The 12,955-nt window shown below is 49.0% G+C and carries 15 protein-coding genes; 7 read left to right on the top strand and 8 right to left on the bottom strand.

Annotation, left to right across the window (positions count from 1 at the left end):
* The first annotated feature begins 3 nt into the window (after nucleotides 1-3).
* Together AACR75_RS16435 and AACR75_RS16430 are read left to right on the top strand one after the other, a co-directional pair.
* Nucleotides 4-501 (top strand): type II secretion system protein M, encoded by a 498-nt coding sequence (locus tag AACR75_RS16435; RefSeq protein WP_013855429.1) that lies wholly within the window; start codon nucleotides 4-6, stop codon nucleotides 499-501.
* Complete coding sequence (locus AACR75_RS16430) at nucleotides 498-1,256, top strand: type II secretion system protein N (protein WP_017043523.1); 759 nt, start codon at nucleotides 498-500, stop codon at nucleotides 1,254-1,256. Before AACR75_RS16435 ends, AACR75_RS16430 begins: the two co-directional genes overlap by 4 nt.
* An 80-nt stretch (nucleotides 1,257-1,336) precedes the next feature.
* On the opposite strand, the gene cysQ is transcribed toward AACR75_RS16430, so the two are convergent.
* The 4 genes from cysQ to AACR75_RS16410 form a co-directional block, all read right to left on the bottom strand.
* The gene (gene cysQ / locus AACR75_RS16425) at nucleotides 1,337-2,164 is read right to left on the bottom strand and encodes a 3'(2'),5'-bisphosphate nucleotidase CysQ (protein WP_010319313.1); all 828 of its coding nucleotides are present in this window, start codon (nucleotides 2,162-2,164) and stop codon (nucleotides 1,337-1,339) included.
* A gap of 24 nt (nucleotides 2,165-2,188) precedes the next feature.
* Nucleotides 2,189-2,734 carry an ADP compounds hydrolase NudE gene (gene nudE, locus AACR75_RS16420; protein WP_047688019.1) on the bottom strand — a complete coding sequence of 182 codons (546 nt, stop codon included), beginning with the start codon at nucleotides 2,732-2,734 and terminating at the stop codon, nucleotides 2,189-2,191.
* Nucleotides 2,735-2,888: 154 nt separating this feature from the next.
* Complete coding sequence (nfuA, locus tag AACR75_RS16415) at nucleotides 2,889-3,476, bottom strand: Fe-S biogenesis protein NfuA (RefSeq protein ID WP_013855425.1); 588 nt, start codon at nucleotides 3,474-3,476, stop codon at nucleotides 2,889-2,891.
* 99 nt (nucleotides 3,477-3,575) lie between these two features.
* Nucleotides 3,576-4,277 (bottom strand): amidophosphoribosyltransferase, encoded by a 702-nt coding sequence (locus AACR75_RS16410; RefSeq protein ID WP_047688016.1) that lies wholly within the window; start codon nucleotides 4,275-4,277, stop codon nucleotides 3,576-3,578.
* Between the two features lie 146 nt (nucleotides 4,278-4,423).
* On the opposite strand from AACR75_RS16410, the gene bioH reads away from it, so the two are divergent.
* Together bioH and AACR75_RS16400 are read left to right on the top strand one after the other, a co-directional pair.
* Nucleotides 4,424-5,188: a pimeloyl-ACP methyl ester esterase BioH gene (gene bioH, locus AACR75_RS16405; protein ID WP_038220331.1), complete on the top strand. Its 765-nt coding sequence runs from the start codon at nucleotides 4,424-4,426 to the stop codon at nucleotides 5,186-5,188.
* Nucleotides 5,189-5,455: 267 nt separating this feature from the next.
* A complete protein-coding gene (locus AACR75_RS16400) occupies nucleotides 5,456-5,926 on the top strand; it encodes a hypothetical protein (RefSeq protein WP_026027513.1) in 471 nt (156 codons plus the stop codon).
* A 150-nt stretch (nucleotides 5,927-6,076) separates the two neighbouring features.
* Here AACR75_RS16400 and AACR75_RS16395 read toward each other — a convergent pair whose 3' ends face one another.
* Nucleotides 6,077-8,407: a Tex family protein gene (locus tag AACR75_RS16395; protein WP_047688014.1), complete on the bottom strand. Its 2,331-nt coding sequence runs from the start codon at nucleotides 8,405-8,407 to the stop codon at nucleotides 6,077-6,079.
* 343 nt (nucleotides 8,408-8,750) lie between these two features.
* On the opposite strand from AACR75_RS16395, the gene greB reads away from it, so the two are divergent.
* Nucleotides 8,751-9,233: a transcription elongation factor GreB gene (greB, locus tag AACR75_RS16390; RefSeq protein WP_010319306.1), complete on the top strand. Its 483-nt coding sequence runs from the start codon at nucleotides 8,751-8,753 to the stop codon at nucleotides 9,231-9,233.
* Nucleotides 9,234-9,284: 51 nt separating this feature from the next.
* Here greB and AACR75_RS16385 read toward each other — a convergent pair whose 3' ends face one another.
* Entirely contained in the window at nucleotides 9,285-10,325 is a 1,041-nt protein-coding gene (locus AACR75_RS16385) for an AbrB family transcriptional regulator (RefSeq protein WP_047688012.1), read from the bottom strand.
* Nucleotides 10,326-10,441: 116 nt separating this feature from the next.
* Nucleotides 10,442-10,792: a GlpM family protein gene (locus AACR75_RS16380; RefSeq protein ID WP_017048724.1), complete on the bottom strand. Its 351-nt coding sequence runs from the start codon at nucleotides 10,790-10,792 to the stop codon at nucleotides 10,442-10,444.
* 181 nt (nucleotides 10,793-10,973) lie between these two features.
* Between AACR75_RS16380 and AACR75_RS16375 the strand changes: the two genes are divergently transcribed.
* Nucleotides 10,974-11,738, top strand: a complete 765-nt coding sequence (locus AACR75_RS16375; RefSeq protein WP_231564159.1) for a tRNA (adenine(22)-N(1))-methyltransferase — start codon at nucleotides 10,974-10,976, stop codon at nucleotides 11,736-11,738.
* Nucleotides 11,722-12,654: a LysR family transcriptional regulator gene (locus AACR75_RS16370; RefSeq protein WP_013855415.1), complete on the top strand. Its 933-nt coding sequence runs from the start codon at nucleotides 11,722-11,724 to the stop codon at nucleotides 12,652-12,654. The genes AACR75_RS16375 and AACR75_RS16370 overlap by 17 nt, the downstream gene beginning before the upstream one ends.
* 7 nt (nucleotides 12,655-12,661) lie before the next feature.
* On the opposite strand, the gene AACR75_RS16365 is transcribed toward AACR75_RS16370, so the two are convergent.
* Nucleotides 12,662-12,952 (bottom strand): putative quinol monooxygenase, encoded by a 291-nt coding sequence (locus tag AACR75_RS16365; RefSeq protein WP_013855414.1) that lies wholly within the window; start codon nucleotides 12,950-12,952, stop codon nucleotides 12,662-12,664.
* Nucleotides 12,953-12,955: the final 3 nt, after the last annotated feature.

Below are 12,955 nucleotides of genomic sequence, written 5' to 3'. Positions count from 1 at the left end.
GACATGAAAAATAGCCTGAGTGCACTTCAACAACGATGGGCGGCCTTTTCCCCTCGTGAACAGAAATTACTGTTAGGTGGTGTATCGTTGTGTGTGGTTGCGATCATTTATTGGGGCATTTTAGCGCCACTTAATCAGAAAACCGAGCTTGCGCAAGCCCGGATTATCAGTGAAAGACAATTGCTTAATTGGGTGACGGATAAGGCCGATGCCATTACTCAATTGCGCGCACAAGGTGGTGGGGTGGCAACGACGCAACCGCTCAATCAAGTCATCTCATCAAGTGTGCAGCGTTTTCAAATTGAGCTTATTCGTATTCAACCGCGTGATGAAATGATGCAGGTTTGGATACAACCACTTCCTTTCTCTAAATTGGTGGATTGGCTTGCCTTTCTAAAAGAGCAGCAAGGTGTCGATGTCGAGTTTATGGACATCAACCGTGCTCAGCAAAGTGGCGTTGTCGAAGTAAAACGCTTACAACTGAAGCGAGGTGGTGAGTGAAAAAGAAATTGCTCTATAGCGGGTTCCTTGTAATGGTTTTTCTCATCAGTGTGGTCGCGCATATTCCGGCTTCCTTGGTGATGAATCAACTCTCCTCTTCCGAAGTCATGCGTGTCACTGGTGTTGACGGTACGGTGTGGTCTGGTAGTGCTCAGCAACTCTTTTGGCAAGGGCAAAATGTCGGCGATCTCAACTGGGACATCCAAGTATCACAACTGCTGATGGCCAAGTTTGAAGTGGCGGTACGCTTTGGACGCGGTAGTGATATGGGAGTTCGTGGCAAAGGCAATCTTGGTCTGGGGTTTTCTGGCCCTTATGCGGACAAGGTTGTGGTTTCTGTCGCGGCTAATAAATTAGCGACGCTGTTTCCACTGCCTGTGCCAGTGACTTTTCAGGGGCAAGTCGAGTTGTCCCTGAACCATTACCGCTATGATAGCCCGTGGTGTGAATCTGCCGAAGGCTCACTTGCGTGGACTCATGGCCGAGTTGACTCACCTTTAGGAGAGCTCTCGCTTGGTCCGGTAGTGGCAGATCTGCAATGTCAAAGCAATCAGATGACATTGAACGGTCAGCAAAACAGTGAGCAAATGAGCAGTGAATTTGCCCTGCAGCTGCAACCAGATATGAGTTACAGTGCGAAAGCGTGGTTTAAACCTGAAGCGCAATTCCCACCCGAAATGGCGGAGCAATTACAGTGGATTGGAGCGCCAGACAACCAAGGTAAATATCAGTTTAATTATCAAGGCCAGCTTTGATTGGTTTTTTAACCGTAATCATTTCATACCCCAATAAAAATGCTGAGTCTATTGATCGGCATTTTTATTGGTAATGGCCGTTATGGTTTGACTTGTAAAATGGTATTCCAAGGCAAATCGGCATCCCCTAACACAATAAAGTTGGGGTTTTCTAACGTTTCACGCTCATTGTAGGACAGCGGTTGCAGTTGCGTGTTAAGGATGCGTCCGCCCGCCTCTTCTACGATGCATTGCGTGGCTGCGGTATCCCATTCACCCGTTGGGCCGAGGCGCAAATAGCAGTCGACAGCACCTTCTGCGACTAAACACGCTTTCAGCGCTGCCGAGCCCAGCGGCACTAACTCATAATTCCATGCGCTGCTCATGCAACTTGTAATACGGTTAATATCTTGGCGGCGACTGATCGCAATCGCGATGGATTGCCCAACGGTTTCGTGCTTGTGTGTTTCAATACGCAAGCTTTCAGACATGTCGGGGATCTTCCATGCGCCTTTGCCTGCGTAGGCGTAGTAGGTCACGCCAGAAACGGGCCCATAGACGACGCCCATCACTGGTTGGTTTTCTTCGATCAGTGCGATAATGGTGGCAAAGTCACCACTGCGCGCAATAAACTCTTGCGTACCATCAAGCGGGTCAACCAACCAGTACCGCTGCCATTGGCTGCGTTTTTCTAGGCTAATGTCCGCCGCCTCTTCCGACAAAACAGGAATATCTGGCGTGAGTTCACTCAGTCGTTCGCAGATCAGTTTATGCGCAGCAAGATCGGCACTGGTGACAGGGGTGTGGTCACTTTTGGTGAACGCTTCGTAGTTTTTCTTTTCGTAGATATCGAGAATCAATTGCCCGGCAGAGCGAGCGATTTCAATTACGTCAGGCAGTAAGTAAGATAAATTATTGGCTGTTGGCATCATCAATCCTATAGCTCTACTTTGTTATTTTAGGCTGCGCAGAGCAAGCAGTAGTGCGGTAATGCTTCGGGCTTCACAGAAATCGAGGTGAGTCAGTAGCTCTTCTGCTTGGGCCAGAGGCCAGCGAATGACCTCTAAAGGTTCGGGTTCATCGCCTTCCATTACTTCTGAGTATAGATCTTGTGCTAAGAAGAGTGTCATTTTGCTCGAAAAGTAAGAGGGGGCAAGTACCACCTCTTTTAAGGGGGTTAAGATGGTTGCGCCAAAACCAATTTCTTCTTTGAGTTCACGATTTGCTGCTTGTTGCGGGCTTTCTCCTTGGTCAATCAAACCCTTAGGGAATCCGAGCTCATAGCGTTCAGTGCCAGCGGCATACTCTCGAACCAGCAGTAAATCTCCTTGTGCCGTTACTGGCACCATCATAACTGCATGCCGGCCGCTCGGTTTCATTCGTTCATAGGTGCGCTGTTCGCCGTTAGAAAAGCGTAAATCTAATGATTCGATGGTAAACAGGGTCGATTGAGCTGCCGTTCTTTGGGCTAAAATTTCGGGCAGTTTTCTGGTTGGCATACACTAATTCCCGTAAGGCAAATGACTTTTCTAACTATATGAGAAAATGACCTTAATTGAAAAGGACTTGAGCGCGGCAAATGATTTTAAGTATAAAAAAGCCGAGAATCTCATCTCGGCTTCGTTTTCTGTAATCCACGCATCTAGCGAGTCACTAGTAGTAAGAGTGCTCACCACGATCGTGTTCAGTGGCATCGCGCACCGCGGTTAATTCGCCTTCAAATTGTTGAAGCAGTTCTTTTTCAATGCCTTCTTTGAGGGTGACATCGACCATTGAACAACCGTTACAGCCGCCACCAAAGGCGACAATCGCAATACCATCTTCGGTGATTTCAACCAAGCTGACATGGCCACCATGGCCAGCTAACTGCGGGTTGACTTGAGTTTGAATCGCATATTCCACACGTTCAATCAGGCTTGCGTCATCAGACACTTTACGCATCTTCGCATTCGGAGCTTTAAGTGTCAGTTGTGAACCCATTTTATCAGTGACGAAATCGATCTCTGCGTCTTCTAAAAACGGCAAGCTCAGTTCATCGACATACGCAGAAAAACCTTCAAAGGCAATTTCAGTATCAGTCGCTTCCACTGCCTCGGGTGGGCAGTAAGAGACGCCACACTCTGCATTTTGAGTGCCTGGATTGACTACAAAAACTCGGATGTTAGTACCATCAGGCTGTTGCCCAAGCAACTTGCCGAAATGGGTTTGGGCTGTTTCGGTAATAATAATAGAATTTGACACGACGAATACCTGAGTAAATTTATAGGTTATTACTTGCCATTCTACTCCTGAAACACGGCGGATCCAGTCCTTTTTACGCGCTAAATAAAACCGTGTTGGTTAATCTTTAGGTTCAGGAGTGCGGCATATGCAGTAAATATCAATCCTTTCGACACCGACTTCAAGCAGTAATTGACAGATTTGCTGCACGGTGCTGCCCGTGGTCACTACATCGTCAACAAGTGCAATGTACTTGTGCGTGGGACGGTGCCGTAGTGTGAATGCATGTTTGAGATTTTGTTTGCGCTGTAATTTAGAAAGCCCTTGCTGCTGGGGCGTTGCGCGATTGCGTTTGATCAACTGGTTATCGCAGCTAGCCCCCAGTTGTTGACTTAATTGAGAGGCAAGTAGTGCACTTTGATTGAATCCGCGTTTTAAGCGCCGTTGCCAGTGCAACGGAACGCTAGTGATGAGTGGGGCGGGAGTGTCGATACGTGGCGTCAGTAAGGCACTCAAATGACGAGATTGCCAAAATTGACCTTCATATTTGAGTTGATGAATGGTGTGACTGAGCGGAAAAATGTAGTCGCCGACACAGTATAGGCGTTGCCAAGGCGGAGGATTTGCTAAACATTGCCCGCATTGAGGTACGGTAATAAGCGTTGGCAGGCCGCACTGTTGGCAGCGAGGTTGCGGTGCAAAATAGGTTAGGCAGGTCTTACACCAAGCCCCAGTTTGATGAGTTTCAATCGGTAAACGACACAGTAGACACTGACGGCTTACCAAGCGAGTGATGGTTTTTTGAACCCAATGCGATAACATAACCCAACCAAAGCTGTGAAACGAAGTATGGTTATACTCTTGCAACTTGAATCAGTCTTTGTGTTGACCGTGATTTCAAGTCAGTGAGTGTATGATCGGTATTTTTTCAGCGAAGAAGTGTGAATTTAGTGGGGGAATTTGTGAGCATGGCCACAGCGTTATATTGGCAAGCCTCAGGCGAGGGCGATGATCTTGTCTTGGTGCACGGTTGGGGGATGAATGGTGCAGTATGGCAGCAAGCGGTCGATGTGCTTAAAGGACATTTTCGTGTGCACGTGGTTGATTTGCCTGGTTATGGTCACAGCGCTGCTAGCCACGCCGCTGATCTAGAAGAGATCGCGCAAGCGCTAATCATGCAAGCGCCTAAACAAGCCATTTGGGTCGGTTGGTCTTTGGGTGGGTTAGTGGCGACTCATATGGCACTGCATCACCCAAGTTATGTGAGCAAATTGGTCACTGTGGCGAGCTCTCCCAAATTTGCGGCACAGAAACCGTGGCGTGGCATTCTCCCTCAAGTGCTCAGTGCCTTTACTGAACAGTTAATGGACGATTTTCAGGCTACTGTTGAGCGCTTTATGGCGCTGCAAGCGATGGGCAGCCCTCAGGCAAAGCAAGATGTGAAATACCTAAAACAAGCGGTGTTATCACGGCCAGCGCCGAACCCACAATCGTTGTTAGCGGGTTTGGTCATGTTGGCGGAGGTGGATTTGCGCCAGCCTTTGGCAGCACTCTCGATTCCCATGCTTCGTCTATATGGTCGGCTTGATGGTTTGGTGCCGGTTAAGGTGGCGCAAGAGTTGCAAAAAACCTTGCCCAATAGCGAGCAGTACATTTTTGGCAACTCCTCCCACGCACCGTTCATCACTGAACTGGACGATTTTTGCCAGCAGATCATCGCCTTTGCACATTAAGGCATTGATACCAATGCAATTTCTTTCTACTTAAAGCTACAGCTGTGTTGGCTCACCTCAATCACATCGTTGATCTCTCTCATGGGGATTCACCCGCTTGCTGTCTTTATCTGCAGCATCCTGAAACGTCAAGTCGTTGGGTGCAAATGTTAAATTAAAAATAAATTTGCTAAAAGTTTGAGCAATCTGGTCGATATAAAGTCTAACCCAGTAGTGCTGAGCGAAAGCAGGTCTATCGGGGCGGGCGATACTGAGGAGGTTTCGGCTATGATGGTGTCACCAACGAACGTAAGTGTGCCACTTATCGCCCCATCGGTTAATGTGCAAACGGAACAGGCCGCGCGTGACAATCGGATCCGCGCCCCTGTGATGCCAACCGTCGAACTGGCTAAAACCAACGCTGAGCGTAAGGTAAAGGCGGATGATAAAAGACGAAAACAGTCGTCATGGGACCCTTCAGAGCATCCAAGCTATGAGGTTGGCACCGAATACGAAACATCGACTTCTTATCAAGAGGAGCAGAAAAGCGAGCTCGAAAGGCTGTTTGACTTGCTCGCTCTCGCCACCTACAGCAAGGATCAAGGTAAAAGCTATACGATGCGGTTTAGGTTACCTAAACACATTATTGATGCTGCGATAACCGAAGGCAAAATGGCGCGCCGGCGAACTGTAATTAAGTACTATTATGGTCACGCGGTTGCACCCAATACGCCTTCTGAAGTGATTGCGGTGTTGTAGGTCGATGAATGCGACTTAATCGCGATAAATAAAATCCCCACTTAGGCGTTGGCCGCAGTGGGGATTTGTGTTTTTTGCGGCTCTGATATGAGTGACGCGGTTAGGTGCTTTTCACTGTGATTCGTTTATCCAGTAAGTTACGCATCGCCGCTATTTTTTCGCTTTAGCAAAGGCGGCGGCGAATGCTCCACCCATCGCAGCGTTTTGTTGTGGCTCTTCACGACGGCGTTGCTGTTGGCCACTATTTTGATGCGAACGCGTGTTGTTACTTGTTGCGCCAGAGCGTTGGCTGCGGTTATCTTGCCCCGGCTCATCGTTTAAGCGCATCGAGAGTGCAATGCGTTTTCGCTGCACATCGACTTCCATCACTTTGACTTTGACGATGTCGCCCGCTTTCACCACTTCACGCGGGTCGGCAATGAAACGATCAGTCAGCGCAGAGATATGCACTAAGCCATCTTGGTGAACGCCAATATCAACAAAAGCACCAAAGTTGGCCACATTCGATACCACGCCTTCCAAAATCATTCCAATTTCCAGATCTTTCATTTCAGTCACGCCGTCAGCAAAGGTCGCGGTCTTAAACTCAGGGCGTGGATCGCGGCCCGGTTTATCGAGCTCTTTGATGATGTCAGTGACAGTCGGCAGGCCGAAATGCTCGTCGGTATAATCGACGGCGTGTAAATTGCGCAAAAACTCACTATTGCCGATCAGTGCTTTGATCTCTTTGCTATTTTTTTCGGCGATGGCTTTCACCACTGGATAAGCTTCTGGGTGAACCGAAGAGGCATCGAGTGGATTTTTACCATCCATAATGCGTAAGAAGCCCGCACATTGCTCAAATGCTTTTGGCCCTAAGCGCGCGACTTTTTTCAGTGTAGCGCGTGAGGCGAAGCGTCCATTTTCATCCCGATAATCAACGATGTTTTGCGCCAGTGCGTTAGACAAGCCAGCCACGCGTGTTAACAGCGCGGCAGAGGCAGTATTCACATCCACGCCTACCGCGTTGACGCAGTCTTCAACAATCGCATCTAAGCGTTTGGCGAGCATCGACTGGCTGACATCGTGTTGGTATTGGCCCACACCGATCGATTTCGGATCGATTTTCACCAGCTCGGCAAGTGGGTCTTGCAGGCGGCGAGCAATCGACACCGCGCCGCGTAGCGACACATCCATATTGGGGAACTCTTTGGCTGCCAGTTCAGAGGCTGAATAGACCGATGCCCCCGCTTCGCTAACAATGATTTTCTGCACTTTCAGGTTGCCGCGCTTAATGACATCGGCGACAAAAGTATCGGTTTCGCGCGATGCGGTACCGTTACCAATCGCAATCAAATCGACGTTAAATTGGCGTACTAACTGTTCAACAATTTTCGCTGATTTGTCATGTTGGTTATGCGGCTGATGCGGATAAATCGTCTCGGTCGCCAGTACCTTACCCGTGGCGTCCACTACCGCAATTTTCGAACCCGTTCGCAAACCAGGATCTAAGCCGAGAGTGGCGCGTGGGCCAGCCGGTGCGGCCATCAACAAATCTTTTAAGTTGGTGGCAAACACTTCAATCGCTTCGATTTCGGCACGCTCTTTCATTGCGCCTATCAGTTCGGTTTCCATGTGCATTGACACTTTAATGCGCCACGCCCAACTGATCACTTGTTTGCGCCACCCATCGGCAGGGGCGCTGCTTAAGTGAATGCCATAGTGTTGTGCAATCAGCGTTTCGCAATACGATTGGCGCACGCCCTCTTCTTGCTCTGGGTCGGCATTCATGCTCAAGCTTAAAAAGCCTTCATTGCGGCCGCGAAGCATGGCCAATGCGCGGTGTGAAGGCACTTTACTGAGCGTTTCATTATGCGCGAAGTAATCTTTAAATTTCTCCCCTGCTTGCTCTTTGCCTTCGACCACGCGAGAGACCAATTCGGCACTGCGCGTCAAATGGCGGCGCACTTTGTCCAGCAGGTTGGCATCTTCAGCAATGCGTTCCATGATAATGGCGCGTGCACCGTCCAGTGCTGCTTTGATATCACTGATCCCTTTCTCGGTGTTCACATAGTGTGCGGCCTCGGTTTCAGGGTCGGTTTGCGCTTCATTCCACAGCTTGTCTGCCAGTGGTTCAAGCCCTGCTTCAATCGCAATTTGACCTTTAGTACGACGCTTAGGTTTGTAGGGCAAATAGAGATCTTCAAGGCGAGTTTTACTATCCGCTTGGTTGATCTCTTGTGCTAGCTCGGCGGTGAGTTTGCCTTGTTCTTGAATCGATTTCAGAATGGTTTGGCGGCGATCATCGAGCTCGCGCAGATAGGATAAACGGCTGTCTAAGGTACGCAGTTGGGTGTCGTCTAGCCCACCCGTGACCTCTTTACGGTAACGGGCGATAAAAGGAACGGTGTTTCCGTCATCAATAAGTGTGACAGTCGCTGTCACTTGCTCAAGACGCACATTTAGCTCTTGTGCGATCAATTTGCAGATAGCTTGGCTCATCCGTGGTTTCTCTTTTGTAGTTCAGTAGCACCACCACTCAGGGTGGTTTGAATAGGCTAACTATTGGGGCACGTTAGACTTATTTCTAGTCTAACGGCGCGCTGTTATGAGATTAGTGAGATAACCTTCTACCCGATTGTGCCGAAGAGGTCACGTAACGCGTGTGATTTTGATGTCATTTTTCAGCGTTGGCAGCGCTAAAACTGAAGATGAGTTTGGTGGCTAAAGATAAGTTCAGTCAGTTGGTGCCGAGCGAAAATGACAGTATAGTAGCAAGCCATCGTGATGAATGTATAACCCGCGGCTACCTTGAATGTGCGGCGGTGTGTAATGGGAAAAGATCTTGAAGACCAAACTGATTACCCGTGAGGGCTACAATAAATTAAAGGCAGAGCATGACCATCTTTGGCATGAAAAACGGCCAGAAATTACCAAAATAGTCACTTGGGCTGCTGGCCTCGGGGATCGCTCTGAAAACGCAGACTACACCTTTAATAAGCGTTTACTTCGCCAAATTGATCGCCGAATTCGTTTTTTGAGAAAATTTTTACCGGAAGTGACGATAGTTGATTATTCGCCTCAACAAGAGGGGAAAGTGTTTTTCGGTGCTTGGGTGGAAATTGAAAATGAAGCGGGTGATGTAAAGCGCTTTCGCATTGTGGGCCCAGAAGAGATTTACGGTGACGCGAAAGATTACATCTCCATCGATTCACCGATGGCGCGTGCTCTGCTGAAAAAAGAGGTTGATGACGAGGTGCAAGTGCCCACGCCCACCGGTATCAAAGAGTGGTTTATTAACTCGATTGAGTATGAAAAAGGGCAGTGAACGGAGTATTCGGTTATCCAAAATATTCCTCGGTCGCTCATTTTTCTCACCTCACTTGCTTCGCAACGCCTCTAACGGCTTTTTCAACACGGCGGGTAGCGAGTAGAGCAGCAGTAGCCGTAGGGCGTGGTTGATCATCACAAACGCGGGTTCCATGCCCAGCAGTAGGGCGACGGCGGTCATCGCTTCTACACTGCCGGGGACCCAAGCTAGAAGTAATACCACCCAAGATTTATCCAGCAGTAACGCAAATAAGCCAGACACGGCGACGGCGACCAGCAGACCAATCAGTGTAACCATCACACCCGCGCGCGAATAAGCCATGGCTTCGCGCAATGTGGTATCGGCAAGGCGTGCGCCAATTAAAATGCCCAGCAGTGCGGTGGCGAATACTACCATCCATGTTGGAAGTTGTAGCGCAATGCCTGTCGAAAAACTATTGAAACTGGCCGTGACCAGCAGTGTCGCCAACATATAGGGCGCGGGAATGCCGAGCAAGGTCGAGCCTTTGCCCAGCAGTAGACTAAGCAGCGCAAGCGCAAAGAAAATCAACCACGCGTAAATCGTCAAACTGCTCTCAACGGGGGCAACGTCGGGCGTGCTATTGGAGATAAAAAGAGCCAGTAAAGTGAGGATCATCAAGCGCACCGAGTGCGAATAAACCACTTTGGTTGAAGGTGTCTGGCTTGATTCGCTGATCACCAAAATCGCTGCCATCGCTCCCGGTACCGCACCGAGTAGAGATTCAAACGGTGACCAACCTTCTCTTTTGCGGAGCCAAAGAAAGCTGCTGGCGATCTGCAAGCTTAAGCAGAAAACCAAACCGATAATCACCGGTAGGGTTAAGGTTTCGCCCAATTGACTTAAACTGATGGTTGCCCCAACGCTGATGCCTAGCACAATTTGCACCGTCAACAATAACCCGTTAGGAACGCGAATTGATAAGAGGCGTTTTTTATGCAGCACAATGACTAAAGCTGCGGCAATAAACATTTCAGAAAGCGGAATGGAGAGCAGGCTTCCCACACTCGCCGCAACAGCTGCGATCACCACAATGTGAATAAACAGAGTAAAAGAAGCTCTTTCGAACATTATGCCTTTCCTTAATAAATTGTGCAGCGTAAATGCCATCGTTCCTCTAGCACTTCAGGTTGTAGTGCTTGCGTTTGGCTTTCTCCCGTATCGATATGACCGTCGGGGATGATGATTTAGGCCATCGCAGGGTTTAAACGTGTCCAGCTTACTAACAATAATGCAGCGAATGCCAACCACACCAAAGTGGCACATACCAGTGTACTGGTGAGAGGTAGCCAATAACTGAAGTAGTATACTGCCAACAGGTATGCCGCATACGGGATAAGCGAGTAAAGGCCAAACAACGCGGTGGTGCGCAGGTCTTCCATCGTGCGTTCGGTGCCGACAATGTAATGCGCTATCAGAGCGAAGGTAGGAAACAGCGGTACAAGACCAGCAATAAAAAAGCTTTTGCTTTTGGAGAGCAGGGCGATGATCAACACGGCAAGCGCACCAAGCAGGCACTTGAAAAACAGAGCTGCCATGACATTTCCTTTTGTCAGAATAGATTAAGTGTTGCTCACTATAAATCACTGATAGGTTAACTAGAAATGTTCATTGATGGGTTTGTTATTTTCTCTGCAACATTTCTTCAAATCCAAGTAAAATGGCCGCCACTCTTTTTATTCGGCGGCGTGTTGTATCATGCGGCTTGGTTGGGCAAAGATGAAATTAGGAAAACGGCTCACGCAGTTAGTACAGCAGATCAACCGCCACTACGATCATATTTGGGATTGCTGCTGCGATCACGGTCTGCTTGGCGCGGCGTTACTGAAGCGCTGTCCAAATAGTGTGGTGCATTTTGTAGATATTGTGCCAGCGTTGATTGAAAAGGTGACGCTTGATTTAACGCGCTATTTCCCTACAACGGCGGCGTTACCGCGCTGGCGTACACATTGCCTTGATGTGCGCGATTTGCCGCTTGATAGCCATTCTGGCTCGCATCTACTGATCATCGCTGGGGTTGGCGGTGATTTAATGAGTGAATTCATTGCCGAGCTGGTTGAGCGTTATCCGCATCGCTCGTTCGATTTTCTGCTTTGTCCTGTGCATCACGGCTACACCTTACGTGAACAGTTGATGACACTGGGCGCGAGATTACAACAGGAACAACTGGTGGAAGAGAATCGGCGTATCTACGAGCTGCTGAACGTGCAGATTAATCCGCCTGCAGTACTGGGCAAAGAACCCAAATTACCACCCCTTAGTTTGGTTGGCGAATCGATTTGGCAAGTGGCCAATGATGAGCAAAAAATGATTGCCCAGCGTTATCTGACGCAATTGCAACAGCATTATCAGCGTAAAGCGCAAGGCGGCGATGTTAGCGCGCAAAAGTGTTGGCAAGCCTATCAGCCGATTAATATCACTTGTCATGGAAATTTTTGCGATGGAAATAGCCCAATAGGCGGAGAATATGAAAGCACTCAATGATCTGAACTTGTTTGTCGAAACCGCACGCCAAGGCAGTTTTTCTAAGGCGGCCAACAGCGTATCGCTGACCACGGCCGCGGTCAGTGCCGCCATTCGCCGCTTAGAAGAGCAGGTGCAGTTTCCGCTCTTTGTCCGCTCGACACGTCATATGCGCTTAACCCAAGAGGGGGAGATTTTCCTCGCCAAAACTCAGACAGCCCTTGCCACGTTGCAAGAAGGGCTCGATCAGATAGCATGCGCGCGCGGTCAACTGGCGGGGAAGCTGCACCTCAGTGCCCCTTCGGATTTGGGGCGCAATTTACTGCTGGATTGGATCGATGAATTTATTGCCTTGCACCCGAACGTCATCGTTAAACTGGATCTCTCCGATCGCTTAGCGGATATGTATGCTCACCCGATGGATATTGCGATTCGTTATGGCCATCCTGCTGATTCCAATTTGGTTGCGATGCCGCTGTGTGAATCAAACGAGCGCGTGTTGTGCGCCTCGCCAGAATATTTGGCAACGCATCCACCTATCCTCCATCCTGACGATCTGCAACATCACAATTGTCTTTGTTATATGCTGGCCGACACGCTGCATAATAAGTGGGTTTTGAGCCGAGAGGGCGAAACGCAGAGTGTGGTAGTGCAAGGAAACCCCGCATGCAACGATGGTGACGTGGTACATCGATTGGCTGTTAAAGGCAAAGGCATTGCCAATAAGTCATTAATGGATATCAGTCAGGATATTATTGATGGGCGCTTAGTACGCATTTTACCGCAATGGGAAAGTGGGCCAGTGCCAATTTATATCGTGTGCGCAGACCGACGTTTGATCACTCCAACCATTCGCGCTTTTCAGGAATTTATTCGTGGAAAAGGCTGCCAGCAACGACAAGCGGTACTGACAGCCATCAAACAGCGTGAGAGTTAATCCCGCATTAGCCAACAAACGTTAGCGGGCGGATTTGTAGGTATTCCAATGCCTCTTGCTCGCTAAGCTGTTGTTGAAAGTGCTGAAAATGCGCACTCTGCTGGTGTTGTTGCAAGCTCTCCTCTGAGCACCAAATCTCCTGCATCAAGAATAACCCGTCAATCGAGTTATCACGATAGAGCTCATATTGGCAGCAGCCTGTTTCGTTGCGGCTCGGTTCAAGCAGCGCTTCAAGCATAGCTTGCACTCGCTCTATTGAGTCGGGAAGGGCTTTGATTTCGGCTAATAAGTGGATCATGGC

It is taken from the genome of Vibrio sp. ZOR0018 (assembly GCF_963865925.1).
Classification (GTDB): domain Bacteria; phylum Pseudomonadota; class Gammaproteobacteria; order Enterobacterales; family Vibrionaceae; genus Vibrio; species Vibrio anguillarum.
Note: the sequence above shows the minus strand (reverse complement) of the source record. Positions and strands in the feature narration are given on the sequence as shown.

Bases quoted from the DNA above. Each gene is read 5' to 3' on its own strand.
- AACR75_RS16435 (WP_013855429.1), top strand. From the start codon at position 4: ATGAAAAATAGCCTGAGTGCACTTCAACAACGATGGGCGGCCTTTTCC.
- cysQ (WP_010319313.1), bottom strand. From the start codon at position 2,164: ATGCCAACAGCCAATAATTTATCTTACTTACTGCCTGACGTAATTGAA.
- nudE (WP_047688019.1), bottom strand. From the start codon at position 2,734: ATGCCAACCAGAAAACTGCCCGAAATTTTAGCCCAAAGAACGGCAGCT.
- AACR75_RS16410 (WP_047688016.1), bottom strand. From the start codon at position 4,277: ATGTTATCGCATTGGGTTCAAAAAACCATCACTCGCTTGGTAAGCCGT.
- bioH (WP_038220331.1), top strand. From the start codon at position 4,424: ATGGCCACAGCGTTATATTGGCAAGCCTCAGGCGAGGGCGATGATCTT.
- AACR75_RS16400 (WP_026027513.1), top strand. From the start codon at position 5,456: ATGATGGTGTCACCAACGAACGTAAGTGTGCCACTTATCGCCCCATCG.
- AACR75_RS16395 (WP_047688014.1), bottom strand. From the start codon at position 8,407: ATGAGCCAAGCTATCTGCAAATTGATCGCACAAGAGCTAAATGTGCGT.
- AACR75_RS16385 (WP_047688012.1), bottom strand. From the start codon at position 10,325: ATGTTCGAAAGAGCTTCTTTTACTCTGTTTATTCACATTGTGGTGATC.
- AACR75_RS16380 (WP_017048724.1), bottom strand. From the start codon at position 10,792: ATGGCAGCTCTGTTTTTCAAGTGCCTGCTTGGTGCGCTTGCCGTGTTG.
- AACR75_RS16375 (WP_231564159.1), top strand. From the start codon at position 10,974: ATGAAATTAGGAAAACGGCTCACGCAGTTAGTACAGCAGATCAACCGC.
- AACR75_RS16370 (WP_013855415.1), top strand. From the start codon at position 11,722: ATGAAAGCACTCAATGATCTGAACTTGTTTGTCGAAACCGCACGCCAA.
- AACR75_RS16365 (WP_013855414.1), bottom strand. From the start codon at position 12,952: ATGATCCACTTATTAGCCGAAATCAAAGCCCTTCCCGACTCAATAGAG.